Origin of the sequence: Breznakia sp. PF5-3 (assembly GCF_029504745.1) — a bacterium.
Classification (GTDB): domain Bacteria; phylum Bacillota_I; class Bacilli_A; order Erysipelotrichales; family Erysipelotrichaceae; genus Breznakia.
Window position 1 is genome coordinate 1 of record NZ_JAQFIQ010000035.1, and the last position, 23612, is coordinate 23612.

Sequence of the window (23612 nt, forward strand, 5' to 3'; positions counted from 1 at the left end):
AATTAAAACTTGCAATGGAAGAATACATTGAATATTATAATACTCAAAGAATAACAAAAACATTAAAAGGACTAACTCCTGTGGAATTCAGGAATCAGTCCTTAACGACTATTTAATTATTGTGTCCAACTAATTGGGTTCACTTCAATCGTACCTGACTTTCTTGTTTGAATATTATGTAATAATACCAAAAGATAATAGTTTAGCTTTTTTTGGCAATGATGTATCATGAGAGAAATGGAATGGTTTTCCCATTTCTTTGCAAGCAAGATAGTAATGACATAAGGCAATTCCCATATCAATATCTGAATGTTTATAAATCAATGAAATGGGTGGTTTCAGCTTTCGCTTATAAACCAAAACCGTATCTTCTAACTTCTCAAAATACCAAGGCTGTGTATTCATCCCTGAGGGAGCAAAACGTACAGCCTGCATACAGATATCATCAGTTGCATTGGTAATTGTTTCTATTGGCTTTCGTTTAAACTGCTCCTTTGTTCGATGCAGTGGTTCATTTACTTTACCAAAAGCAATTGTGATAATATCGCTTTTGTTGTGAGAAGTTTCAGCATCTTTTGCTTCACCAAGCCAGACGCAACCAATTCCCATAGCATCAAACCATAAAACAAGCTGCTGGAATAAGAATCCTGTACATTCTTTTTCTTTTGCTTTTCCTTGCCCACTGATAATCAAATAATGTGGTGCCTCCACATGATACAGTCCTTTTACTTGATTGGTAAATCGCCATGTTATAGGGATATCAGGTGAAAGAAGTTTGAAACTTTTGATAGCTTGCTCTATGTTCGCAAGCATATCTTCTTCAAGTGGTTGTAGATTGTATTTACGGCATGATTTGCGTTGTGATATGGATGCGTATAAGTTCATAATAGCTCCTTTTTTAGATAGTTGTTTCTTGTGCTTCACTCATAGCTTCAGAATCATTTTGGATATTATGAGCAGCTGTATAAGGGATGATGTTATCCATTGCTTTCATAAAAGAATTAGATCTTACATTCGCTGTATTTAACCCTTCAGAAAACATTGGGAACAATCCTATGGCAACAGATAAAAAACCAAACCATGTTGTTTCAAATAGGAAACCAATGTCAGAGAAGACATTCGTTATACTATCTCCCAAAGAGAAAGCTCCATCAAAATAAAAGTAATATGTTAGAATGATAACAACAAAAACTTGGATGAATGACCATACTGAAGCTATAATTGTAGGTACGATACCAGGCTGTCCTCCTAGTAATTTAAATCCATAAAAGGAAGCTATGGGAATTAAGGCATAAAGAACTAAGAATTCAGTATCCAAAAATAGAATCGTGAAAATAGATGCAAAAGCACCTACAAAGCCTCCTAATAGTAATCCTAAAATACCACGCAAATTTTTTGCACCTGCTTCAGTATCTTTATAATTTTGAATGGTTTGTTCAATTAACTTAGGTTTACATCCACTATGAATGGGAATTAAACTACGATTTTCATCAACATACATGGAATCACAATTTGCTTGATTACAAAGTGGACATGTATGTTGGGCATGGATGCCTAAGGTTTTAAATTGAGCGTCAATTTTATTGAGAAGTGTATTTAAGCGTTCTGTTTCATCCTCATTTCTCTTTGTTCGTATAACAAAATGCAATTGGTTTTCTTTTACAAGTGTTATCGTTACTTTATCTTTTTTTAATGCATCTTTTAAATTTTTTAAAAGGTTTTGTGGTTTATATTCATTGCTTATTTCTTTTACAACATCATTTGATGGTAAATAAATGGAAAGGACAGGTAGTTTGGTTGTAATTTCGCCTGTTTTTGTAGTTCCAAAAGATAATGTAGTTGGAAAACCATTCCAAGATTTTGCATATACATTCTTTGATATAGTAGGTGCTTGTACCTCTTTGTATCCAAGGTTTTGCGCCAATAAACTAAAACTATTCTTATTCATATGTTCCTCCTATAAACTATATACATTATAAAGACAGCAGAAACAGCAAAAAAGTTTCAAATAAAATAAATTTTATTTATCAAATTTTTTTCTTCGCTTTGTTGATTGGGTGAAAAGCATTTTCATTTTATCAATGTTTTCTGTTTGTAATGTTTCTTTAAAATCACTTAAGGATTCTTGAAATTTTGTTATTTCATCCAATAGTATTTCTTTATTATATAAGAATAGTTCACTCCACATATGTTCGTTGATTTTAGCGATTCTAGTAAGATCTCGAAAAGAATCTCCAGTATAATCAACGAGTTTTTCATCATCATGTGTATTCATTAAACTCACAGCGATTACATGTGTAAGCTGTGATAAGAAACCAATCATTCGATCGTGTTCCTCAATACTTAAAATACTAATGTGATGAAAAGCTAAAATTTCTGCTAATGACCACATTGTATCGATAGCATGTTGCGTATTTTTTTCAGTGGGAACGATTATAAAGTTTGCGCTTTTAAACATTTCTGTATTTGCATACTCAATTCCGCTAGTTTCTCTACCAGCCATAGGGTGTGTTGCGATAAATTCATTTGTTGTATTAGTAAGGATTTCTTGAATGGGTTCTACAATGGTATGTTTTACACCACTTACATCACTGATGATAGCAGAAGGTTTAAAAAACTTTTTATTATCTTCTATCCATTTTATTAAAATCGATGGATATAAACAACAGATGATAATATCTGCTTTTGCAACAAGAGCAGGGTCAATGGATCCTTCATCAATGTAATTATGTTCTAATGCATAAGTGATGGTTTCCTCACGACGGGCAACCCCATAAACATGATACCCTGCTTCCTTTAGTCCCTTTGCATAACTTCCTCCCAATAATCCTAAGCCAACGATTGCAAAGGTTGTATCTTTATTCATGATGAAGCTCCGTTATAATACCAATGGTTTTTAAATCATCATAAAAGGCAGGGTAAGATTTATTTACATATTCTGCGTTTGTAATGGTGATTGGCTTATCCATGATAGTAGCAGCAATAACAAGTGACATCACGATACGATGATCTTTGTGTCCTGATAAGATTTCATCACATGCGTAGGGAGGGTTTCCATTGATGATGATTTCATCGTCGCTAGCTTTTATATCGACACCGCATTTTTTTAATTCACTTTCCATTGATTTGCTACGATCACTTTCTTTGATTCGTAAACGTTCGGTATTATAAAGTTTAGAAGTTCCTTTTGTATTCATCATGAGAATAGTTAGGATTGGACCAAGGTCAGGACAGTTTTGTAAATCGATATCACTTGGATGAAGGGACATCTTTTTTATGCGGTATCCATCATTGATTGTTTTCACGTCAGTACCAAAAGCTTTTACAATATCAATAATTTGCTTATCTCCTTGTTTGCTATTATGTGTGATACCAATTAAATCTAAATCGTTGTTGATACAAGCTAAAACGGCATAGAATCCAGCTTGTGAATAATCTCCTTCGATTGTATAATCATAAGATTTGTAAGTTTGATTACCATTTATTTGTAAGGTATTTGAATCTTTATACGTTGCTTCAATTCCATAAAGATTTAACATTTCTAATGTAAGATCTACATAGCTTCTTGATTCATATGGTTCTTTGATATGAATGGTAGAATCTCCATCAAGTAAAGGTAATGCAAAAAGTAAACCAGAAATAAATTGAGAAGATACATTACCGTCTAATTCATAAGTTCCAGGTTGAAGCTTTCCACCGATTTCAATTTTGTTTTCATCTTGATAATATGAAATTCCTTGGTTATGAAAGATATCTTCATAAATAGTTTGTGGACGTTTTAAAAGACGATTTTCTCCAGTGAAAGAAACTGGTGTATCGCATAATGAAAAAATGGGAATAAAGAAACGTAAAGTTGAACCACTTTCTTTGCAAAATATTTCCTTTGTTTTTAAATGATTAAAACCTTTTATTCCTTGTACAACAATAGAATCTTGTTTGGTTTCAATCGTTGCTCCTAATTTGCGCATACCATCAATGGTTACTTTAATATCATCACTGTAAGCTATGTTAGAGATAGTGCTTTTTCCATCCGCTAAAGCAGCACAGATGATAGCTCTGTGTGACATACTTTTAGATGGTGGAATGTGAATTGCACCATGGCAGGATGAAGGTTGAACAGAGACCTTCATTAGATATCTCTCCCAACGACTTTAGCAATCTCACGAGCCTTATCAATCAATGCCTTGAATTTCTTTGGTTTTAAGCATTGTGCTCCATCCGATAGAGCACACTCAGGATTATCATGTACTTCGATAATAAGTCCATCACAACCTGCAGCAACCGCTGCTAAAGAAGCAGATTCAACTAATTTCCAAGCTCCTGTTGCATGAGATGGATCAATTACGATTGGCAAATGAGTTTTTTCTTTGATGATTGGAATAACACTTAAATCAAGAGTATTTCTTGTTTCTGATTCAAATGTACGAATTCCACGTTCACAAAGAATAACATTTTCATTTCCACTTGCCATGATGTATTCTGCACTCATAATCCATTCATCAATGGTGTTCGAAAAGCCTCGTTTTAATAAAATTGGCTTGGTTGTTCTTTTTCCTAATTCTTTTAATAGTTCAAAGTTTTGCATATTACGAGCACCAATTTGAATAATATCTATATATTTTTCAAATTCATCAATTTTATCGGCACTCATAAGCTCAGAAACAATCGGTAAGCCAGTTTTTTCTCTTGCTTCTACCATTGCCATGATTCCTTCTGTTTGCATCCCTTGGAATGCGTATGGGCTTGTCCTAGGTTTATATGCTCCTCCACGTAACATAACCCCACCAGCTGCTTTTACTTCTTCAGCTAAATGAATCACCATATCCTTATTTTCGACAGAACAAGGTCCACCAATGATAACGATATTTTCTTTTCCACCCAATTTGATACCATTTACATCAATCACCGTATCTTCTGGGTGCATCAAACGATTCGCTAATTTGTATTTTGCAGCAATTCGTGTAACGTTTTCAACGCATTCATTAGCCTGAATCGCTTTTTCATCAATTGCAGAAGTGTCTCCAGTTAATCCATATACATCAAAATTAGAACCTTGAATTTCAAAAGCAGTTACACCTTTCTTTTCTAAATTTTTAATTAAGTTTTTTACATCTTGTTTATTTGCATTCTTTTTTATAGTAATAATCATTTTAGTTTCCTCCCTACGAATTAAGAATTGTGATATTTTCTTTGTATATCTCACTAGCTTCCTTAACGGCAAGCTCGATGGACTTATTGTTTTCGACATACAGCTCTCGTGAGCTACGATAAAGACAGTCCCTCTCTTCAAATAATTTAAGAATATCCTCTTTGGTTGAACTCAATGGTCTAGTATGATCGCTAATAAGGTTTTCTAAATCACGATGTACATACATAATCAAACCATTATGTTTTAAATTGAAGATATTTTCAGGGTTTTTCACAATCCCCCCACCACAAGATATGACAGCATTGTTTTCACTAGCTATTTCCTTGCATACTTCACTTTCGATTTTACGAAAAGCTTCTTCACCAAAAGCTTTAAAGTAATCAGCAATACTCATATCGATTCGTTTCACAATTTCATTATCGATATCAATAAATTTTTTATTCAATTTTTCACTCAGTTCTTTACCAAGTGTACTTTTTCCACAACTTGGCATCCCAATCAATACCAAATTACTTGTTTCCAATAAAAGCTCTCTGTAGATGCGATCAATCTCTGCATCATCAATAGTAATATCTTTAAATAATTCTAGTGCATATTTTGCTTGTGCCACTAACATTTCCAATCCACTGATTCCTTTGATTCCCAATTGTTGAGCAATTAAAACAAACTCGGTACGTAATGGGTTATAAATAGCATCAATGCAAGCTGTACAATTTTTAAATTTTGTAATATCTACACTTACACCATTGATGTTAGGATACATTCCAATTGGTGTTGTATTAATAATAACTTCACAATCAAGATGCTTTTCATATACTTCATTTAATGAAATAACATTGTCATCAGGAACAATATCGACAACAATCATAGTCTTAGCTTTTTCACTATCCACAACAGCTTGAATTGCTTGTGATGCTCCACCATTGCCCATCACAAGAACTTTTTTATCTTGTAATGAGATGCCATGCTTTTTAAGTGTGTATAAAAAACCTAAGTAATCGGTATTGTATCCAACAAGTTTTCCACCTCTATTTACAATGGTATTTACAGCATTGATCTTTTTAGCGACATCATCAATTTCATCTAAATATGGAATAACATCTTGTTTATATGGAATAGTTACATTAATAGCAGCAAAAGCTTTTGCTTTCATGAAAGCATCCAGTTGTTCTTTTGCTAATGGATGTAATTCATATTCATAATTATCAACCAATTGTTCATGTATAAGCTTTGAGTAACTATGTCCTAAATGTTCTCCAATTAATCCGTATTTCATATTATTCTCCCATCCATAAGTATCCAAATCGTTGGGTTAATAAATCCAATAATCCAATTGCAATCACACTATCAATAACAACTCTAGCACGATGAACAATAGCAGGATCATGACGACCTTCAATTTGTAATACTGTATTTTCTTTTGTTTTATAATTGACTGTTTCTTGTTTTTTATAAATGGATGGAGTCGGTTTAATTACCGTTTTAATGATAATTGGCATACCATTGCTGATTCCACCATTGATTCCACCATTGTTATTTGTTTTTGTTTTTATATTATTATCCTTCATTATGAAGGCATCATTTACTTCACTACCAACATGGTTTGCAAATGCGAATCCTAATCCAAATTCAACACCTTTGACGGCAGGAACACTGAAGATTAAGCTTGATAATACACTTTCAATAGAGTGAAAGAAAGGTTCCCCAATACCTGCGGGTAAATTGACAATTGCGCTTTCAATAACCCCACCAACACTGTCTCCTTCAATTGCATATGCTTCAATTTTTTCTTTCATTTTATGTTCAATATCTTGATTGATTGTAGGAAAGTGTTTTTTGTTTAAGTTTTGTATTTGCTTAATTAAATCAAGTTCTTCACTTGCGAAAGCGTCATCTTCTATATCGAGCACACTGGCTAAATGTGATCCAATAAAAATGCCTTTGCTTTGTAGGATTTGATTACAAATACTACCAACAGCAACAAGTGGTGCGCTGAGTCTACCAGAGAAGTGTCCTCCGCCTCGATAATCTTGATAGCCAAGATACTTTAGGTTAGCAGTATAATCTGCATGAGATGGACGCATAAGGTCTTTGCTCTTACGATAGTCTTTGCTTTGTGTATTATTATTTTCCATTAAGATACATAATGGTGTTCCGGTTGTATGATTATCAAAATAGCCACTTACAATATTGATTTCATCACTTTCTTTACGTTGTGTAGAAATACGACCTTTAGGTTTGCGTAAATCTAGTTGGTGATTGATATAATCAAAATCCAATGTAATTCCTGGACATAAACCATCAATCATTGCCCCAATAGCTTTTCCATGTGATTCACCAAAGATTGTTATTGATATAGCTTCTCCAATTGTACTTTTCATATTGAACCTCTTTCTAAGATATCTTTAATCTGTTCAAGTTTTATATCTTCAATATATGCATTTCCTGCTGTTTTTACTTTTACAATACTAATCATGTCATCATGAGCTTTTTTATCAAGTGCGATGATATCAAAGACATGATCATTATCAAGCTTTGCTTGATATGGTACATGCATTTGTTTTAAGATTTGGATAACTTCTTGTCTTAAATTATCATCTTCAATAAAATACAACATTCCCATAGCAACACATTCACCATGGTAATATGTTTCTAAATTATAATAAGCTTCAATACCATGTCCAATGGTGTGTCCAAAATTTAGGGTTTTACGAAGACCTGCTTCTTTTTCATCGTTTTCGACAACCCACTTTTTCATACATAATGATTTGTATATGATGTCTTCAAGATGCTTACGATAATCTTTCATTTTAAATATTTCAAATAAGGATGCATCATGAATCAATCCAGCCTTTAATGCTTCTACAAGCCCACTTACAATATGGCGTTCAGGCAATGTAGATAATGTATCAAGATCAATAAATACTTTATCTGGGTGATAAAAAGCACCAACGATGTTTTTCACATGTCCAAGGTTAATTGCAACCTTTCCTCCAATACTGCTATCGATTTGTGAAAGGGTTGTTGTTGGAATACTAATAAAAGATATTCCACGCATATAACTAGCAGCAACAAAGCCTCCTAAGTCACCAATTACACCACCACCTAAAGCAATTAAGGTATCTTTACGACTCATGTGATAATCCAAACAAGCTTGGCAAACTTCTTCAAATGTTTTCATACTTTTGCTTTCTTCACCAGCATTAACTTTATAAACCATGCTGTTTGGACATTGTTTTTTTACAATATCAATCCACTTTTGTGGAATGTTTTTATCTGTAAGGATAAAATATTTTTTCTGTGGATCAATAAATTCAGATAGTTTATTAATGATTCCTCGTTCCATTAAAATATCATATTTTTTATGTTTTACATCTACTTCTAGTTTCATAAGTATCCCCCTATTAATAAAAAAAGCACCAACGTAAGTTTGTGCTATATGTTTATTCCCAAATCAAATATTAAATAACCAATACAAGGTATTAGTTGATTTGGGACTATTTAAAATAAAAATAAAATGTATTAATTATCATGTGTATATAATAATATAGATTAAAACGAGATGCAAGTGTTTATGAAAAATTTTCAATATTTATTGAAACTAACTTACATTTATATGGGTATGCTATAATTTTATTAAATTATTTATAACAAGTATAAAAGACTTGACCTTATCACGATGATAAGGTTTATCATGTAATTGAGCTCAGGAGGAAACCATGTTTAAAATTGGAGAATTCTCAAAATTATCACAAGTTAGTGGCAGGATGTTGCGACATTTTGATCAAATAGATATATTGAAACCAGAACAGATTGATGAAAATGGATATCGTTTATATTCATCTTTTCAACTAGAAGAGATAATGAAAATAACAGCATTGCAAAAAGCAGGGTTTCAATTACAAGAAATTAAGCAGCTATTAGATGATAATCTCTCTGAAATAGAAAAACAGGAAATTATTAAGATATGTAAAGAAAGGAAACAACAAGAGTATACGAAGGTGAAAAAATCGTTATCATTATTAGAAGATGTTGAACATATCCTTACACCTAAGAAAAGAATAAGACCATATCTTATGGAACTTAAAATGGTGCCGAAACACATGGTAGCTTCTTTGCGTAAACGTATTCCTTATTATAGTGAGGAAGGAATTTTGTGGAGAGAGTTATACAATGAAATGTATAAGCACCATGTTTCGATTACTGAGAAACCACGTAAAGTAGCAATCTATCACGATGATGAATATATGGAAGAACACCCAGATGTAGAGATTCAATTATCGATCGATAGTAGGTTTGATGGAGATGAAGTCATTTGTAAGGAAGTAGCAGAACAACAGGTATTAAGTATTACCTTTTATGGAGAATATGAGCAGATAGGTAATGTAAATATGGAAGCGATTAAATGGATGGAAGAAAACAATTATAGACTCGATGGAAAATTTTATAGTGTTTATCATATGGGGATAGATAGCACAAAGGAAAGTGAGGAGTGGAAAACAGAGTGTTGTTTTCCAGTAAAGAGAATATGAAATACGATTGGAAAAAAGAAGAAAAAGAAATATATATGCCAAAGGCAAAGCCAGAGATAAGAGTTATTGATAAGCAAAAATATATCATGATTGATGGTGAAGGAAATCCCAATGAAGAAGCGTTTGCAAAGCGTGTTGAAGCATTATATGCAGTTGCTTATGGTATTCGTATGGCACCACGTTCAAATTACGAGATTAAGGGATATTATGAATATGGAGTATATCCTTTAGAAGGAATATGGAGTACAAAGAATCCAGATAATGTATTAGATAAAAGTCAATATACGTATACAATTATGATAAGACAACCAGCTTTTGTAACGCAACATGTGTTTGAAGAAATATTAGAAAAGGTGAAAATCAAGAAAAAGCTTCCTCTTCTTGAAGATGTGCGATTTGAAGAGATGGAAGATGGCGAAGTGGTGCAAATGATGCATCAGGGGACTTACGATGATGAACCTGCAAGTTTCGCATTGATGAAAGAATATATGAAAGAACAAGGTTACAAACAACGTTGTTTTGAGCATCGAGAAATCTACTTAAACGATGCAAGAAGAGTATCCAAAGATAAGTTAAAAACAGTACTTCGTTACTTTATAAGAAAAATATAATGGAAAAACATATAGTAAAGAATTTTAATCCAACAGGGGGTAAGCATTGTATCACCAACTCACTTAAACAAGTGTTTGATTATCATGGCTATCGTTTAAGTGAAGAAATGCTATTTGGATTAGGTGCAGGATTGAATTTTTTATATATCAATTTGAAGGATGCACCAATGGTAAATGGAAGAATAAAAGTGTTTGAGTTCGAGGAGAAGTTAGCACAACGACTCAATATTAAAATCTATTGTCGCGAACCAAAAGCCTATGGATTGGCAGAGCAGAAAGCAAAAGTGATGATTAATCAAGATCATCCAGTGTTGATTTATGCAGATATGGCATACTTGCCCTATTTACAAATGAACAAAGATAGTCACTTTGGGGCACATGCAATTGTATTGTTTGGTTATGATGATTGTAAACAACAATACTATGTAAGTGATCGAGATACCCTCTTAGAACCAATTCAAACACCAAAGGGGAACATGGGTAGTGATTATCATCTTGTTTCTTATGCAGACATGGAGAAAGCAAGAAGCAGCCATTATCGACCATTTCCTACGAAGCATAAATATTTAGATATTGATTTTAATGGTTTTACTTATCCAAGTGAAGAAGTATTAATAGAAGCAATTTTGGAAACTTGTAAGGCAATGCTTGAACCAGCAACTAAAATGATGGGGATCACAGGAATCAAAAAGTTTTCTCAGGAAATAAAGAAGTGGCATAAATTTGATAAGGAAAAACAAATACGCTCTGCTATAACTAATTATTTTCAAATCAGTAAGCATGGAGGAACCGGTGGAGGGATTTTTCGCAGGATGTATGGAAATTTTCTAAAAGAGGCAGGAAATATGTATCAACGAAAAGACTGGCTCTCTATTGGTGAAGCGTATGTAGAATTGTCTGTACTGTGGGATACTATTGCTGATCAACTTTGGGATTTCAGTATTGAACAGGATCAATCAAAGCTCAATAAGATGAGTAGTTTGATTGATGAAGCTTATTATAAAGAAGAAAAAATATTACAAAGATTATTAAAAGTAACAACAGGAAACGTAGTTTAAACTACGTTTTTATATTAAACTACCACAATAGTTTGACATCCATAAACTACTGTGGTAGTATGAATGTGTCGACAAAACTATTGCAATAGTTTAAAGGAGGAAAATCATGTCAATAAAGTTATTTGATTCAGAATTAAAAGTTATGGATGTTTTATGGACACATGGTGATCTGAGAGCAAAAGAAATTTCAAACATTTTAAAGGAAGATATCGATTGGAATATGAATACAACGTATACGGTTATTAAGAAGTGTATTAAGAAAAAAGCGATTCAACGTTTGGAACCGAATTTTCTCTGCCATGCATTAATTAGTAAAGAAGAAGTGCAAGAACAAGAGACGGAAGAGCTTATTGATCGAATATTTGATGGTTCTGAACAGAAGCTATTTGCTACATTATTAGGAAGAAAGAAATTGAATCCTGATCAAATCAAGAAGTTACGTGAAATGATTGAAGAAACAGAATAGAGGAGATGCTTATGAACTTATTAGAGATTAGTTTAAGTACAATCCTTTTAATTATTATTGTAATTGTGATTCGCTCATTAGCTATTTATAGAGTATCGAAAAGAGTATTTGTATTTTTATGGTCTTTGATTGTATTGCGACTAATAACTCCTTTTTCGATACCAGAGAGTTGGAATGTATTTCAGCAGATAAATACTCTACAATCAAAAGAGATACCACATGTAGTGAATGTTATTCGTGATGGCGGAAATAAAGTGGTTTCTCAGACAAAGCTGCCAATAGGGAATATTGAAATTTTATATTTCCTAGGTGTGATTTTGATACTGTCATATTTTATAACCATGTATTATCATAGTCATAAGAAATTCACTAAATTACTGCCTATTGAGAATACATATATCACGACTTGGAAAAGAACACATGCTTTGAGGAGAAACATCAGTGTTAAAGAAGCAGAGAAGATTACTTCCCCTCTTACATATGGTATTTTTAAACCAGTAATTTTACTTCCTAAAGGGTTTGATTGGCAAAATTTGGATCATGTAGATTATGTGTTTGAACATGAGTTCAATCATATTAAGAACTTTGATGTTTTAAAGAAATTATTTTTAAATATTGTTGTTTGCATTCATTGGTTTAATCCATTTGTATGGATTTTATATGTATTAGCAAACAGGGATATTGAACTTGCATGCGATGAGAGAGTTGTTTATAAATTTGGTAAGAATAAGAAATCAGAATATGCTACAGCTTTATTGGACATTGAAGAAGATAGGGGCTTAATGAATGCATTCTATTCTTCATTCGCACGCAATTCAATTGAAGAAAGGATAGTATTAATTATGAAAGCAAAGAAAAATTCAATCGTTGTTGCAGTATTTGCATCAACGATATTGATTGGCGGACTTATTTATATTTCATCGCCATTGGCAATAAAAGCCACAGAAAGTGACCCAGTAAAACTTACTGATACTCAAGCTCTTGAAAATGGTGCCGATTTCCATAAAGAAGATATGAGTTATGATGAATTTAAAGCGTGGTCAGATAAACAACTGGAGCAAACACAAAAATTAGTCGATAGTGGAAAAGTTTCCAAAGAAACAATGGAACTTGAAAGAAAAGACTATGAGAATATATTAGAAGAAATTAAGAATGGTGCTAAGGTTTCAGTATCTGAGTATGGTGATGGTGAAGTGGTAATCAGTAGCGGAAATGACGAACAATATGATGCTGAAATTAACCGCAATAAAGATGAAATAACAGTGAATGTAAAAGAGAAAAAATAGACACAGTCTTAACGACTGTGTTTTTCTTCTAGATATTTTGTGACTTCAGTTTTTGTGAGCATCCGAATTTGATGTTTATCAAAAGTTTGGAAAGCTTCATTCTTATATACAGGAACGATTGTTTTCGTTGTATTCTTATTTATATATTCTTCGGCAATCCATTGATCTGCAAAAATTTTATAAGAAATACGATTTGATTTATGGTTTTTTACTTCATAAATTGTACAACACTTATTAGAAGCTACTTCTGCAGCTCGTAAGTATAATTTCGCAATTGATAAAGTTTTAAATGGAAAGTTCCAACGATAAAGACCACGGTTTTGATCTTTGGCGATGCAAATGCATCGTCCACAAGTTGAACAGACATATTGTTCATGCTGCTCTAAGCATTCTCTAGCATTTAATAAAGGTGTTATTCTTGCATCTTCACTATAGCATTCTTTACACATTTTGATTACCTCCATAAAAAGTATAGCACAGTAGTTTTAACTACTGTAGTCAATAAGAATTGACACATTTTTACTTAGCGAATAAAATGAGGTTATGAAGATAACCTACGCGATAGAAAGTGAACGGTTGTTGCTAAGAGCTTTTGACTTGGGAGATTTAGAAGATCTATATGCATTTGCAAGCGATGATGAAGTCACACGGAATGCAGGGTGGAAAAAACACAGTTGTCTGGCAGATAGTGCAGACCTTATTTTACATGCTTTGAATAAACCAACAGAATGGGCAATCGTATTGAAAAGTGAAAATCGTGTTATTGGATCACTTGGTCTTAGCGAAGATATTTTAAAACCAGCTGTGGGCAAATGTATGGTAGGTTTTTTGTTGGCAAAGGAATACTGGGGATTTGGTTATGCATATGAAGCTACCAATACCTTATTAGAATACATTTCTTCTATATATGATTTTGAGGTAATTACGGCTTATCACTATCTCGATAATAGGCGTAGTGAAGCACTTATCAAGCGACTTGGTTTTACATACAAAGGGATTGCAAAAGATGCGATTAAAAATGTAGATGATGAAATTGTAGATTTATGTTGTTATGAAAAAAAGAAGTCGTATGATTATAATACCTTTAAAGTAAATACTAAATAAAAAACAGAGATGTTATAGTTTAGATAAATACTTTGGAGGTATTTTTATATGGGAAAACATTTGAAAAGAAGTTATGAATTAAAAAAGAAAATAGTAGAAGAACTCTTACAAGGGATGAGTTATACAGCAGTCAGCAAAAAATATGATATTCGTTCTGGTACGATTGCAAATTGGAAAAAGAAATATTTGAATGGTACATTGGCAATTGATAAGCGAGGAAGAAAACAACAAGAAATTGAAGATATTGAAATCTTAAAAAAGTCTTATGCTCTACTGAAAGAAATCCGCAGCAAGCAACCCGAATAGAAAAGTATCAAATCATTGATGAATTAAGAAGCCAGTATCCAGTTATAAAAATATGCAGTGTACTAAGCATTCAACCGCAAAGTTATTATAAATGGATTCGAGTTGGCAAACCAATTATGAATAATTACAGTGAACAAACTGCAGTTATTATTTCAGTAGAGCACAAAGTAACAAATGGTGTATATGGAACCCATCGATTGAAACATCATATTTATCATAAACATGGTATCATTATGAATCACAAGAAAATACGTCGTTATAAAAATAGACTTCATTTACACGTGATAGTTCGAAAGAAACGCCCATTATATCTTAAAGCCGCAAAAGAAAAGAACCTTACAAATAAGGCTCTAAATCTTCTAAACTGTAACTTCACATCAGAGAAACCCCTAGAAAAGCTTTCATCTGATGTGAGTTACATTAAGTGTACTGACGGTACATTGTATCTGTCAGCAGTTAAAGATATCTTTAACAAAGAAATTATATCATATTCAACATCTTCAAAAAACAATGAAGATTTGGTTATCAATAGTTACAATAATCTACCAAATGCACCTACATCGAATTCTATACTTCACACGGATCAGGGGAGTCTGTATCTTGCGTATGAATATGTTGAGTACATGAAAGAAATGGGATACACAAGGAGTATGTCTCAGAGAGGGTGTTGTTGGCAAAACAGTCCAATTGAGAATTGGTTTTCTCAATTGAAAGAGGAATGGTTGCGTCCAAGATACCCATTTACAAAAAGAGAGGTAGAAGAGGAAATTAAAAAATACGTTCTATGGTATAACACAGAACGTATTCAAAAGGGGTTAGATTATCTTTCTCCTATTCAGTATAAACTTTTAAATACTTAACTTTTTATTTAGTGTTTACTTGACAGGTAGTAGTATCTATTAACGGCTTCTTTTCTCTTGTAGATAGGTTGTAACATCTTTGTTTGCCAACATGTAGAATACAAGTCCAGATAATAAAATAACAATGACAGAATCAAAGATGACAACAAAATTTGCTACGATATCTTTTCCAAAGTATGTAAACATTGCAAACATTGATATAAGCGAAAGCACACATCCTAATGCCCATAAGAATAGTGGCCATCGATATCCTTTGATTAAGAAATATGCACAAACACAAAAGAAAAGTGTACTTGTGAATAGGGAAACATAGTTTACTTCGAGATCTGCTACATAAGAAAGCAATAGAATGACAAATAAATCAATAAAACGCAATCCAATAATCCCATATATTAAATTATTTACTTTTTTTTCCATAATAATTCTCCTGTATTTATAAATATACCATAATATAGGAAGAAAATAAAAAAGTGTTGTAGAATTCATGAACATAAGGAATAAAATGATGTATAATAAAGTGCATAAGAGGTAAAGTAATGAGTAAATTAGAAAATGCACGAAAAATCATTAACCAGGTTGATAAAGATATGGCTTCATTGTTTGAAAAACGGATGGAGGCAGTAGAAGCGGTGGTTGAGTATAAGTTAGAACATGATATGGAAGTTTTAGATAGTCGAAGAGAACAGGAATTGATTGAGAAGAATTTGCAATATATTCAGGCTGATCAATATCGCAGTTCTTATTTAGATTTTTTTCAAGAAATGTTACGAATATCAAAAGATTATCAAAAAAGTATCATCAATCATGATTTGATTGCTTATCAAGGAACTTACGGTGCGTTTTCATACATAGCAACAACACGGATTTTTGAAAATCATAAATATCGTTCTTACCCAACATTTGAAGATGTATTTAAAGCTGTTGATGCTCAAGAAGTAGCATATGGGGTAATTCCCTTTGAAAATTCATTTACTGGAGAAGTAGGAGAAGTAAGTGATTTATTACGAGAATATGATGTATACATTACTAAAATATATGATCTTAAAGTAGATCAAAATCTATTAGGTATAAAAGGATCGGATCCTTCAAAGATAAAAAAAGTATATTCGCATCCTCAAGCGATATCACAAAGTTCCTTGTTTCTAAAAGGTCGAGGATATGAAATGATTCCTTATCCCAATACAGCCCTTGCTGCACAGTTTGTAAGTGAGCAACAGGATGTGACATTAGGAGCTATTGCTTCTAAGGAAACAGCTACGTTGTTTGGGTTGGAAATACTTGAATCTAATATTCATACAACGATGGATAATACAACGAGGTTTGTTGTAATTAGCAAAATACCTTCGAATCAAGGAAATTATTTTCAGATGATGTTTACAACCAAAAATGAAACAGGTGCTTTAGCGAAAGCTATGAATTTGATAGCTTCTTATGGATTTAATATGGAGAGTATCAAATCCCGTGCAATTCCTAATGAACCATGGTCTTATTACTTTCATGTGGAAATTGAAGGGATATTGAAAGATGAAAAAACCCAAGAGATGATTAAAAAGCTGGAAGCGACATGTATGGATATTAGGATTTTAGGATCCTATAATAAATAGGGAGAAATATTATGACAAGATTTATAAAACAGAAAATTGATGATACACCCATAGCAGATAATGTATTTGCTGTTGTAAGTTTAGCAAAGAAAGCAAAAGCTGAATTGGGAAATGATAAAGTTATTGATGCAACAATTGGTGCACTTTATGATGAAGAAGGAGAGTTGGTTGCTTTTCAATCAGTTTATCAACCATATAACCGGATTAAGAATAACGAGAAAGCAACGTATGCTCAAAGTTTTAGTGGGAATGCAGATTATCGAAAACAAGTATATAATTGGATAAAACAAGATATTAATTTAGATTTATGTCATAGTGTAATTGCAACACCAGGGGGAAGTGGGGCAGTAAGTACGACGATGAGTGATATTTTGGATGAAGGACAGAGTGTTGTTTTACCAGAAATTGCATGGGGATCATATAAGTTAATGGCAACGATGAATAATTTAAAGGCGAAAACATATTCGTTGTTTAAAGATGGTAGATTTCATATCGAATCTTTTCGCGAAGTTTGTTTGTCTGTAATGGAAGAACAAGGGAAACTATTGGTTGTTGTAAATGATCCTTGTCATAACCCTACAGGATATTCACTTAGTAAGAGCGAATGGGAAGCTGTAATTGAAATATTAAATACGTGTGGAGAACAAGGACCTGTAATTTTGTTGAATGATATAGCGTATATAGATTTTTCGTATGATTTTAAACAAAGTCGTGCCTATTTAGAAACGTTTAATCAAATAAGTGATAACGTAATGATTGTAGTTGCCTTTTCTTCAAGTAAGACATTAACAGCATATGGATTGCGTTGTGGGGCAGCTGTAATATTGGCAAAGTCAGCAGCTAATGTGCGTCAAGTAGAGATTGTGATGGAGAAGAGTGCGCGAGCAATATGGAGTAATATACCAAATGCAGCAATGGAAAACTTTGTATATGTAACCAGTGAAGGCTTAGAACCTTATATGGGAGAAAAAGATTACTTTGTTTCGCTTCTTGAACAACGTAGTAAAATCTTTACCGAAGAAGCAGCAATAGTTGGATTGAAACATTATCCATATAAAGAAGGTTTCTTTGTCACTTTGGAAGTTTGTGATGCAAACTTTAAGGATAAGTTTCATAAAGCGTGTATGGAAGAACAGATTTATACAGTACAAGTAAACAAAGGAATCCGTGTTGCCCTTTGTTCGTTAAATATTGAAAAAACACGAGGGTTAGCAAAAAAGATGAAAATCATTATGGATCGAATTTCTTAAATGATGTCTTATAAAAGGAGTAGGGTAGTATGAAAAACAAACGTTTAATTTTAATATCGATTGCCTCTGGCGTAGTAGCGTTTTGTTTTTTCTTGTTTATTAGAATTGGAACATCACAAAATGTTTTGTTTGATAGTCTTATTTGGAATTCAGATTTTCTTATTTTAGGGAGTATGTCAGCAATTGTTTCTATTTGTGTGTATATTTTAGGTTATCGGGCACCTAAACCAGATATAGATGAAGCAGGGAATCTCTTTGAAGTAAAAAAAGAAAGACAATTGAATTTTCAGATATTTTTGACTAAACTGATAACGATTGCAATTATTATCTCTACCTTGTTTTATGTAAGTTCACTACTCCCTTTCCAAGATAATCGTTATGCAGGTAATGCAGTTGATATTATTGATAATGATAAAATTGCTTCTGATGATTCAATTATTTGGAAAGATGGGATTCCACCAATTAAAGTAGTGGGTGATATTGATAGTAGTGAGCAATCCTTTATTATTAAGGAATGTATTGAAAAACAACCTGCTATTTTATTAGAGCATACGGAACTTATTTATTTATGTTCACATGAGGAATTTATAAAGTTAAGAGATAAATTTTATATTGGGGAAGCAGTAGCATTTGCTACTTCATTGAATAATTATATTTATATTGATACGAGTGTGAATGGAACATTTCGTGTTATCACGCATGAGTTAGCACATAATTATGATTTTAAAAATGGATATCTTAGTTCACAAGATGAATTTAAAGAAGCATTTGAAGAAATGAGTAAGGCGAAAGAATTTAATCATTTAGGATATATTTTAAATGTAGAATATGCGAAAACGGAACCAGCTGAATTCTTTGCGGAAGTAAGTGATGCATATTTTAATAAAGGGGATCGATTAAAAGAGTTGTATCCTGAATTATATGCATATATAGATGGTATATATAAGGAGTAAGACAAAGATGAAAGTAGTAATTCAACGTGTATCACATGCGCAAGTAGCAGTGGATGAAAAAGTTGTAGGAGCAATTGACGAAGGCTTTTTATTGTTGGTAGGTATCAGCAATGATGATGAGGTTGGTGTGATTGATAAGATGGTTAGAAAAATTGTAAACATGAGGATTTTTGAAGATGCAGAAGGTAAGATGAATCGCAGTATTATAGATATAGATGGAGAAATTTTAAGTATTTCACAGTTTACCTTGTATGCAGATTGTAAGAAGGGGAATCGTCCTGGTTTCACGCAAGCAGCAAGACCAGAGCAAGCCATTGCTTTATATGAAGCGTTTAATGAACAATTAAAAGCTTCGCTAAAGAAGGTTGAAAGTGGTGTGTTTGGAGCAGATATGAAGGTTTCATTATTGAATGATGGACCAGTTACAATTGTTTTAGATAGTGAGGAATTATAATGGATAAAATAGTATATGGTAATATAATTGCCCAAAAGGTGAAAGATCAAATAAAAGAAGAAATTGATAAAATTACAGAAACAGGAAAGCGATTACCACATTTGGTTGTTATTCTTGTAGGTGATGATGTTGGTAGTAAATCGTATGTGGCTGGAAAAGAAAAAGCAAGTATTGCGGTTGGTATGCAAAATAGTACACTTCGCTATGATGCATCAATTAGTGAAACAGAGCTTATTCAAGTTGTTCAAGAATTGAATTATGATTCAAATGTTGATGGTATTCTTGTACAGTTACCGCTCCCTTCACATATTAATACAAACCGTGTTTTATTTAGTATAAATCCAGATAAGGATGTAGATGGTTTTCATCCTTATAATATTGGAAAGATGGTAATAGGAGAAGAAACGTTTCTACCTTGTACACCAAAAGGAATCATTAAAATTTTGGAAGAGATTGGATATCATGATTTAAGTGGTAAAAAAGCAATGGTGATTGGTAGAAGTAATATTGTTGGTAAACCAATTGCACAATTATTGTTGAATAAGAATGCAACGGTTACCATAGCGCATTCAAGAACAAAAGATATTGAGAAGGCAACTCGTGAAATGGACATTATAATTGCAGCAGTTGGAGTTCCTAAAATGGTGAAGGGAAATTGGATTAAAGAAGGTGCAGTTGTAATTGATGTTGGTGTAAATCGTGATGAAAATGGAAAACTTTGTGGTGATGTTGATTTTGATGATTGCATTGATAAAGTAAAATATATTACTCCAGTACCAAAAGGTGTTGGGCCAATGACAATTGCTATGTTATTGGAGAATACGTTGGAATCTTATAGGAAAAGGGAAGGTGAAAGTAATGGAGTATGAGTTAAATGATCTTGTGGAAATGAAAAAAGCTCATCCATGCAAGAAGAGCAAATATTGGCAGATTATTCGAATGGGAGCAGATATTCGAATAAAATGTCAAGGGTGTGGTGCATCAGTATTATTTTCACGAAGAGATTTTGAGAAGCGTTTGAAAAAGGTAGTAAAACATGGAGGGGAAGAGCATGTATAAGCGGATACTGTTTTTCTGTTTGCTATTATTGTGTATAGCATGTAAAGAAGAGAAAAAGGAAGCCTCTCGTGTCGTTTGTACTTATCAAGGGGATGCATTAGGTGTTGCTATTCTACAAACGATAACCTTAAATGCAATGGATGATGAATTAGTTTCAGTAAGTGAAGAAGTTGCATATACCTTTGATGATGTAAAACGCTATCAAGAAGATATTAATTTACGAAAAGCAGCATATCAAAAACAAGAAAAATGTCCAGAAGAATTGAAGAATGGAAAATGTACAAAAAATATAGATTTCACTTGGGAATTTAAAGAAAACAAACTATCTTCAAAGACTGTTATCAATATTGAAAAAGCAATAGAAGATGAAGAGCATTTAAGCATTTTTGAAAAGTTTCCTAAAGAAGATAATTATATATCATTGGATAAAACTAAAAAAGCATTAGAAAAACAAGCATATACTTGTAAGAAGAAAAAGAAATAAGTTAATAAAAAAGGAGCATGTAGCTCCATGTGATTGATTTTATCAATCCATTTGCTGCAGATCCTTTTTTTTATGCGTTAGTTTTCTAAATATATTAATGAGTTCATATTGTTCTTTACGTGGCATTTTATGTCTTCCTATGTGACAGTGTGGGAAGCTACGGAAATTGCAGAAACCACTACCACAGGTTTTGATTAATGAATGCTTATCTGCATAACGTCTATATTGTAGTGTTTTTACAGGTTCATAACGTCCACAGTATACTTCAATACCATCGATTCCAAGTAAACGCAATTCATCCAATAAATCCATGTCATCTTGAATATAAATATTTGGTTCTATTAAAATGGCAATAGCATTTTGTTCGTGAACATAAGAAATCACTTCCTTCACTGTTGGCAATTGAGAGATATCCGTTTTATTACTATTTATTTCAGCTTCCATTAATTTTGGATGATATGGATCAATTCCATAAGCGATGATTTTTAATGGTTTCTCTTGATGACGTACGTCAAGAGAAATCGCAGGAATGATCTTCATCTTTGTGTTTGTTTTCTCTAGAACTTCAATAACTCCTCTAACGCAGTTACAATCAGCAATCGATATGTATTCTAATCCTAATTCGATTGCCATCATAAGTACTTCCTTTGGCGTATATTGTCCATTATTACTATAATGAGTATGAATATTCAAATCAATTACGCTCATAATATCACCTCTCTTATCTTACATCTTTATTGTAATACTATATTAGGATAAGAACAACGATTATGTAATAAAAAATGTATATTTTATAACTAAATGCGAAATAATGTGGAGAATTAAGATTAACCTTGCTTAAAAGAGTAAAAAATTGTACACTATAAAAGTTGAAAGGATGATGAAATAATGCCATTAACTGCAGGAATTGTAGGATTGCCAAATGTTGGGAAATCAACATTGTTTAATGCAATAACAAAATCACAAGTAGAAGCAGCAAATTACCCATTTGCTACAATAGAACCAAATGTAGGAGTTGTAGAAGTACCAGATTATCGTGTAGATCGTTTAATAGAGATTGTAAATCCTAAGAAAACAATATATACAACGTTTGAATTTACCGACATTGCGGGTTTGGTAAAAGGAGCTAGTAAAGGAGAAGGATTGGGAAATCAATTTTTATCTAATATTCGGCTTACTGATGCAATTTGTCATGTTGTACGTTGTTTTGAAGATAGCAATGTAACTCACGTAGAAGGAAGTGTAGATCCTATTCGTGATATTGAAATAATCAATTTGGAGTTAATCCTTGCAGATCTTCAAACCGTTGATAATCGTTTATCTAAGGTAGAACGTAAAGTAAAAGCAAAAGATGCTGAAGGGATTGCGGAAAAGAATGTATTGGATAAAGTAAAGATTGCTTTAGAAGCTGGGAAACCAGCACGTAGTGTAGAACTCAACAAAGAAGAATATGCACTTATAAAAAGCTTTTCACTGTTAACACTGAAACCGATGATTTATGTTGCTAATATAGGAGAGGATGAAATCAATCACCCTGAGCAAAATGAGAATTATAATAAGGTGAAAGAGTTAGCACTTAGTGAACATAATGATGTAGTAGCAATCTCAGCTAAAATTGAAGAGGAATTGTCAGTTTTAGATAAAGAAGAGAAAGAACTGTTTTTAGAAGAATTAGGAATTAATGAAAGTGGTTTAGATAAGGTTATCAAAGCAAGTTATCATATGCTTGATTTGTGTACATACTTTACAGCAGGTGAAGTAGAAGTGAGAGCATGGACATTTAAAAAGGGAATGAGTGCTCCAGAATGCGCTGGAATAATTCATACAGATTTTCAAAAAGGATTCATTCGTGCTGAAACAATGTCATTTGCAGATATGGATGAATATGGTAGTGAACAGGCAGTAAAGGAAGCTGGTAAACTTCGTTTAGAAGGAAAAGAGTATATTGTTCAAGATGGGGATATCATGCATTTTAGATTTAATGTCTAAAATATAATTATTCATACTATATACTTAGTACTAAGCTTGTACTTTTCCACAATCCATTTTATACTAAAAATATAGGATGAAAGGAGATTACATATGTCTTGCTATTATATAATTGGATTACGTTTAAGTTATCGTCAACACAATGCCTTACAATTACAGGAGACACTAACAAAGTACGGATGTAATATAAAAATGCGCTTAGGACTTCATGAAACAGATGAAAAATACTGTTCAAATGATGGAGTTATCATTTTACAGGCTTGTGGAGAAAAAGAAGAAATTAATGAGATGCTGAATGCATTTAATGCCTTGGAGGGTGTTAATGCCAAAATGATGGATTTAAATGATTAATAAAAGGGGCTGTGACAGATAGGTGATTTTTATCGCCTTGAAGGTTAACAGCCTTTTTTCTATGCCATTTTGGAGAAATCGTGGAAAACTGCAGCC

29 protein-coding genes are annotated in these 23612 nt (G+C 32.6%); 18 read left to right on the plus strand and 11 right to left on the minus strand.

Annotated features, from left to right (window positions below):
• Positions 1 to 116: IS3 family transposase (locus tag M2475_RS08485; RefSeq protein ID WP_277490905.1), on the plus strand; the 116-nt coding region annotated here is incomplete at its 5' end.
• 58 nt (positions 117 to 174) lie between these two features.
• On the opposite strand, the gene M2475_RS08490 is transcribed toward M2475_RS08485, so the two are convergent.
• From M2475_RS08490 to aroB, 8 genes are all read right to left on the minus strand, one after another.
• Positions 175 to 885: a nitroreductase family protein gene (locus tag M2475_RS08490; RefSeq protein ID WP_277490863.1), complete on the minus strand. Its 711-nt coding sequence runs from the start codon at positions 883 to 885 to the stop codon at positions 175 to 177.
• Positions 886 to 898: 13 nt separating this feature from the next.
• Positions 899 to 1948 carry a hypothetical protein gene (locus tag M2475_RS08495; protein ID WP_277490864.1) on the minus strand — a complete coding sequence of 350 codons (1050 nt, stop codon included), beginning with the start codon at positions 1946 to 1948 and terminating at the stop codon, positions 899 to 901.
• A gap of 72 nt (positions 1949 to 2020) precedes the next feature.
• Positions 2021 to 2866, minus strand: coding sequence for a prephenate dehydrogenase (locus M2475_RS08500; RefSeq protein ID WP_346780371.1), 846 nt, complete (start codon positions 2864 to 2866; stop codon positions 2021 to 2023).
• Positions 2859 to 4130 (minus strand): 3-phosphoshikimate 1-carboxyvinyltransferase, encoded by a 1272-nt coding sequence (gene aroA / locus M2475_RS08505; RefSeq protein ID WP_277490865.1) that lies wholly within the window; start codon positions 4128 to 4130, stop codon positions 2859 to 2861. The genes M2475_RS08500 and aroA overlap by 8 nt, the downstream gene beginning before the upstream one ends.
• Entirely contained in the window at positions 4130 to 5149 is a 1020-nt protein-coding gene (gene aroF, locus M2475_RS08510) for a 3-deoxy-7-phosphoheptulonate synthase (protein ID WP_277490867.1), read from the minus strand. Before aroF ends, aroA begins: the two co-directional genes overlap by 1 nt.
• A gap of 13 nt (positions 5150 to 5162) precedes the next feature.
• Positions 5163 to 6425, minus strand: a complete 1263-nt coding sequence (locus tag M2475_RS08515; RefSeq protein ID WP_277490870.1) for a shikimate kinase — start codon at positions 6423 to 6425, stop codon at positions 5163 to 5165.
• Position 6426: 1 nt separating this feature from the next.
• On the minus strand, positions 6427 to 7530 hold the full coding sequence (gene aroC / locus M2475_RS08520) for a chorismate synthase (RefSeq protein WP_277490873.1): 1104 nt from the start codon (positions 7528 to 7530) through the stop codon (positions 6427 to 6429).
• Positions 7527 to 8540: a 3-dehydroquinate synthase gene (gene aroB / locus M2475_RS08525; protein WP_277490875.1), complete on the minus strand. Its 1014-nt coding sequence runs from the start codon at positions 8538 to 8540 to the stop codon at positions 7527 to 7529. The genes aroC and aroB overlap by 4 nt, the downstream gene beginning before the upstream one ends.
• 328 nt (positions 8541 to 8868) lie before the next feature.
• Between aroB and M2475_RS08530 the strand changes: the two genes are divergently transcribed.
• The 5 genes from M2475_RS08530 to M2475_RS08550 all read left to right on the plus strand — a co-directional run bounded on the left by M2475_RS08530 (position 8869) and on the right by M2475_RS08550 (position 13102).
• Positions 8869 to 9681: a MerR family transcriptional regulator gene (locus M2475_RS08530; RefSeq protein WP_277490877.1), complete on the plus strand. Its 813-nt coding sequence runs from the start codon at positions 8869 to 8871 to the stop codon at positions 9679 to 9681.
• A complete protein-coding gene (locus M2475_RS08535) occupies positions 9678 to 10292 on the plus strand; it encodes a GyrI-like domain-containing protein (protein ID WP_277490879.1) in 615 nt (204 codons plus the stop codon). The genes M2475_RS08530 and M2475_RS08535 overlap by 4 nt, the downstream gene beginning before the upstream one ends.
• On the plus strand, positions 10292 to 11350 hold the full coding sequence (locus tag M2475_RS08540) for a BtrH N-terminal domain-containing protein (protein ID WP_277490880.1): 1059 nt from the start codon (positions 10292 to 10294) through the stop codon (positions 11348 to 11350). The genes M2475_RS08535 and M2475_RS08540 overlap by 1 nt, the downstream gene beginning before the upstream one ends.
• Positions 11351 to 11456: 106 nt before the next feature.
• Complete coding sequence (locus M2475_RS08545) at positions 11457 to 11816, plus strand: BlaI/MecI/CopY family transcriptional regulator (protein WP_277490882.1); 360 nt, start codon at positions 11457 to 11459, stop codon at positions 11814 to 11816.
• An 11-nt stretch (positions 11817 to 11827) separates the two neighbouring features.
• Entirely contained in the window at positions 11828 to 13102 is a 1275-nt protein-coding gene (locus tag M2475_RS08550) for a M56 family metallopeptidase (protein WP_277490885.1), read from the plus strand.
• A gap of 8 nt (positions 13103 to 13110) precedes the next feature.
• Here the strand turns inward: M2475_RS08550 and M2475_RS08555 are convergent, their stop codons facing one another.
• Positions 13111 to 13551, minus strand: coding sequence for a hypothetical protein (locus tag M2475_RS08555; RefSeq protein ID WP_277490887.1), 441 nt, complete (start codon positions 13549 to 13551; stop codon positions 13111 to 13113).
• 94 nt (positions 13552 to 13645) lie between these two features.
• On the opposite strand from M2475_RS08555, the gene M2475_RS08560 reads away from it, so the two are divergent.
• Genes M2475_RS08560 through M2475_RS08570 form a run of 3 tightly spaced genes read left to right on the plus strand, consistent with a single transcriptional unit; the run spans position 13646 to position 15372 of the window.
• Positions 13646 to 14206, plus strand: a complete 561-nt coding sequence (locus M2475_RS08560; protein ID WP_277490889.1) for a GNAT family N-acetyltransferase — start codon at positions 13646 to 13648, stop codon at positions 14204 to 14206.
• A gap of 48 nt (positions 14207 to 14254) precedes the next feature.
• Positions 14255 to 14512, plus strand: a complete 258-nt coding sequence (locus tag M2475_RS08565) for a helix-turn-helix domain-containing protein (protein WP_277490891.1) — start codon at positions 14255 to 14257, stop codon at positions 14510 to 14512.
• 50 nt (positions 14513 to 14562) lie between these two features.
• Entirely contained in the window at positions 14563 to 15372 is an 810-nt protein-coding gene (locus M2475_RS08570; protein WP_277490907.1) for an IS3 family transposase, read from the plus strand.
• A gap of 39 nt (positions 15373 to 15411) precedes the next feature.
• On the opposite strand, the gene M2475_RS08575 is transcribed toward M2475_RS08570, so the two are convergent.
• Positions 15412 to 15789 carry a hypothetical protein gene (locus tag M2475_RS08575; protein ID WP_277490892.1) on the minus strand — a complete coding sequence of 126 codons (378 nt, stop codon included), beginning with the start codon at positions 15787 to 15789 and terminating at the stop codon, positions 15412 to 15414.
• A 119-nt stretch (positions 15790 to 15908) separates the two neighbouring features.
• Between M2475_RS08575 and M2475_RS08580 the strand changes: the two genes are divergently transcribed.
• From M2475_RS08580 to M2475_RS08610, 7 genes are read left to right on the plus strand one after another with little or no spacing between them, the layout of a single operon-like run.
• Entirely contained in the window at positions 15909 to 16976 is a 1068-nt protein-coding gene (locus M2475_RS08580) for a chorismate mutase (RefSeq protein ID WP_277490893.1), read from the plus strand.
• An 11-nt stretch (positions 16977 to 16987) separates the two neighbouring features.
• Entirely contained in the window at positions 16988 to 18226 is a 1239-nt protein-coding gene (locus tag M2475_RS08585; RefSeq protein ID WP_277490894.1) for an aminotransferase class I/II-fold pyridoxal phosphate-dependent enzyme, read from the plus strand.
• Positions 18227 to 18255: 29 nt separating this feature from the next.
• On the plus strand, positions 18256 to 19179 hold the full coding sequence (locus M2475_RS08590; RefSeq protein WP_277490895.1) for a zinc-dependent peptidase: 924 nt from the start codon (positions 18256 to 18258) through the stop codon (positions 19177 to 19179).
• Positions 19180 to 19186: 7 nt separating this feature from the next.
• Positions 19187 to 19633 (plus strand): D-aminoacyl-tRNA deacylase, encoded by a 447-nt coding sequence (gene dtd / locus M2475_RS08595; protein ID WP_277490896.1) that lies wholly within the window; start codon positions 19187 to 19189, stop codon positions 19631 to 19633.
• Positions 19633 to 20502, plus strand: coding sequence for a bifunctional methylenetetrahydrofolate dehydrogenase/methenyltetrahydrofolate cyclohydrolase FolD (gene folD, locus M2475_RS08600; RefSeq protein ID WP_277490898.1), 870 nt, complete (start codon positions 19633 to 19635; stop codon positions 20500 to 20502). Before dtd ends, folD begins: the two co-directional genes overlap by 1 nt.
• Positions 20492 to 20692 carry a DUF951 domain-containing protein gene (locus M2475_RS08605; RefSeq protein ID WP_277490899.1) on the plus strand — a complete coding sequence of 67 codons (201 nt, stop codon included), beginning with the start codon at positions 20492 to 20494 and terminating at the stop codon, positions 20690 to 20692. Before folD ends, M2475_RS08605 begins: the two co-directional genes overlap by 11 nt.
• On the plus strand, positions 20685 to 21176 hold the full coding sequence (locus tag M2475_RS08610; RefSeq protein ID WP_277490900.1) for a DUF1307 domain-containing protein: 492 nt from the start codon (positions 20685 to 20687) through the stop codon (positions 21174 to 21176). Before M2475_RS08605 ends, M2475_RS08610 begins: the two co-directional genes overlap by 8 nt.
• A gap of 42 nt (positions 21177 to 21218) precedes the next feature.
• On the opposite strand, the gene M2475_RS08615 is transcribed toward M2475_RS08610, so the two are convergent.
• The gene (locus tag M2475_RS08615; RefSeq protein WP_277490902.1) at positions 21219 to 21884 is read right to left on the minus strand and encodes a PHP domain-containing protein; all 666 of its coding nucleotides are present in this window, start codon (positions 21882 to 21884) and stop codon (positions 21219 to 21221) included.
• A 180-nt stretch (positions 21885 to 22064) separates the two neighbouring features.
• Here M2475_RS08615 and ychF point away from each other — a divergent pair, with 180 nt between their 5' ends.
• Together ychF and M2475_RS08625 are read left to right on the plus strand one after the other, a co-directional pair.
• Positions 22065 to 23165: a redox-regulated ATPase YchF gene (gene ychF / locus M2475_RS08620; RefSeq protein WP_277490903.1), complete on the plus strand. Its 1101-nt coding sequence runs from the start codon at positions 22065 to 22067 to the stop codon at positions 23163 to 23165.
• Between the two features lie 93 nt (positions 23166 to 23258).
• On the plus strand, positions 23259 to 23516 hold the full coding sequence (locus tag M2475_RS08625) for a hypothetical protein (protein ID WP_277490904.1): 258 nt from the start codon (positions 23259 to 23261) through the stop codon (positions 23514 to 23516).
• The last annotated feature ends 96 nt before the right edge of the window (positions 23517 to 23612 follow it).

Bases quoted from the DNA above. Each gene is read 5' to 3' on its own strand.
- M2475_RS08490 (WP_277490863.1), bottom strand. From the start codon at position 885: ATGAACTTATACGCATCCATATCACAACGCAAATCATGCCGTAAATAC.
- M2475_RS08495 (WP_277490864.1), bottom strand. From the start codon at position 1,948: ATGAATAAGAATAGTTTTAGTTTATTGGCGCAAAACCTTGGATACAAA.
- M2475_RS08500 (WP_346780371.1), bottom strand. From the start codon at position 2,866: ATGAATAAAGATACAACCTTTGCAATCGTTGGCTTAGGATTATTGGGA.
- aroA (WP_277490865.1), bottom strand. From the start codon at position 4,130: ATGAAGGTCTCTGTTCAACCTTCATCCTGCCATGGTGCAATTCACATT.
- aroF (WP_277490867.1), bottom strand. From the start codon at position 5,149: ATGATTATTACTATAAAAAAGAATGCAAATAAACAAGATGTAAAAAAC.
- M2475_RS08515 (WP_277490870.1), bottom strand. From the start codon at position 6,425: ATGAAATACGGATTAATTGGAGAACATTTAGGACATAGTTACTCAAAG.
- aroC (WP_277490873.1), bottom strand. From the start codon at position 7,530: ATGAAAAGTACAATTGGAGAAGCTATATCAATAACAATCTTTGGTGAA.
- aroB (WP_277490875.1), bottom strand. From the start codon at position 8,540: ATGAAACTAGAAGTAGATGTAAAACATAAAAAATATGATATTTTAATG.
- M2475_RS08530 (WP_277490877.1), top strand. From the start codon at position 8,869: ATGTTTAAAATTGGAGAATTCTCAAAATTATCACAAGTTAGTGGCAGG.
- M2475_RS08535 (WP_277490879.1), top strand. From the start codon at position 9,678: ATGAAATACGATTGGAAAAAAGAAGAAAAAGAAATATATATGCCAAAG.
- M2475_RS08540 (WP_277490880.1), top strand. From the start codon at position 10,292: ATGGAAAAACATATAGTAAAGAATTTTAATCCAACAGGGGGTAAGCAT.
- M2475_RS08545 (WP_277490882.1), top strand. From the start codon at position 11,457: ATGTCAATAAAGTTATTTGATTCAGAATTAAAAGTTATGGATGTTTTA.
- M2475_RS08550 (WP_277490885.1), top strand. From the start codon at position 11,828: ATGAACTTATTAGAGATTAGTTTAAGTACAATCCTTTTAATTATTATT.
- M2475_RS08555 (WP_277490887.1), bottom strand. From the start codon at position 13,551: ATGTGTAAAGAATGCTATAGTGAAGATGCAAGAATAACACCTTTATTA.
- M2475_RS08560 (WP_277490889.1), top strand. From the start codon at position 13,646: ATGAAGATAACCTACGCGATAGAAAGTGAACGGTTGTTGCTAAGAGCT.
- M2475_RS08565 (WP_277490891.1), top strand. From the start codon at position 14,255: ATGGGAAAACATTTGAAAAGAAGTTATGAATTAAAAAAGAAAATAGTA.
- M2475_RS08575 (WP_277490892.1), bottom strand. From the start codon at position 15,789: ATGGAAAAAAAAGTAAATAATTTAATATATGGGATTATTGGATTGCGT.
- M2475_RS08580 (WP_277490893.1), top strand. From the start codon at position 15,909: ATGAGTAAATTAGAAAATGCACGAAAAATCATTAACCAGGTTGATAAA.
- M2475_RS08585 (WP_277490894.1), top strand. From the start codon at position 16,988: ATGACAAGATTTATAAAACAGAAAATTGATGATACACCCATAGCAGAT.
- M2475_RS08590 (WP_277490895.1), top strand. From the start codon at position 18,256: ATGAAAAACAAACGTTTAATTTTAATATCGATTGCCTCTGGCGTAGTA.
- dtd (WP_277490896.1), top strand. From the start codon at position 19,187: ATGAAAGTAGTAATTCAACGTGTATCACATGCGCAAGTAGCAGTGGAT.
- folD (WP_277490898.1), top strand. From the start codon at position 19,633: ATGGATAAAATAGTATATGGTAATATAATTGCCCAAAAGGTGAAAGAT.
- M2475_RS08605 (WP_277490899.1), top strand. From the start codon at position 20,492: ATGGAGTATGAGTTAAATGATCTTGTGGAAATGAAAAAAGCTCATCCA.
- M2475_RS08610 (WP_277490900.1), top strand. From the start codon at position 20,685: ATGTATAAGCGGATACTGTTTTTCTGTTTGCTATTATTGTGTATAGCA.
- M2475_RS08615 (WP_277490902.1), bottom strand. From the start codon at position 21,884: ATGAGCGTAATTGATTTGAATATTCATACTCATTATAGTAATAATGGA.
- ychF (WP_277490903.1), top strand. From the start codon at position 22,065: ATGCCATTAACTGCAGGAATTGTAGGATTGCCAAATGTTGGGAAATCA.
- M2475_RS08625 (WP_277490904.1), top strand. From the start codon at position 23,259: ATGTCTTGCTATTATATAATTGGATTACGTTTAAGTTATCGTCAACAC.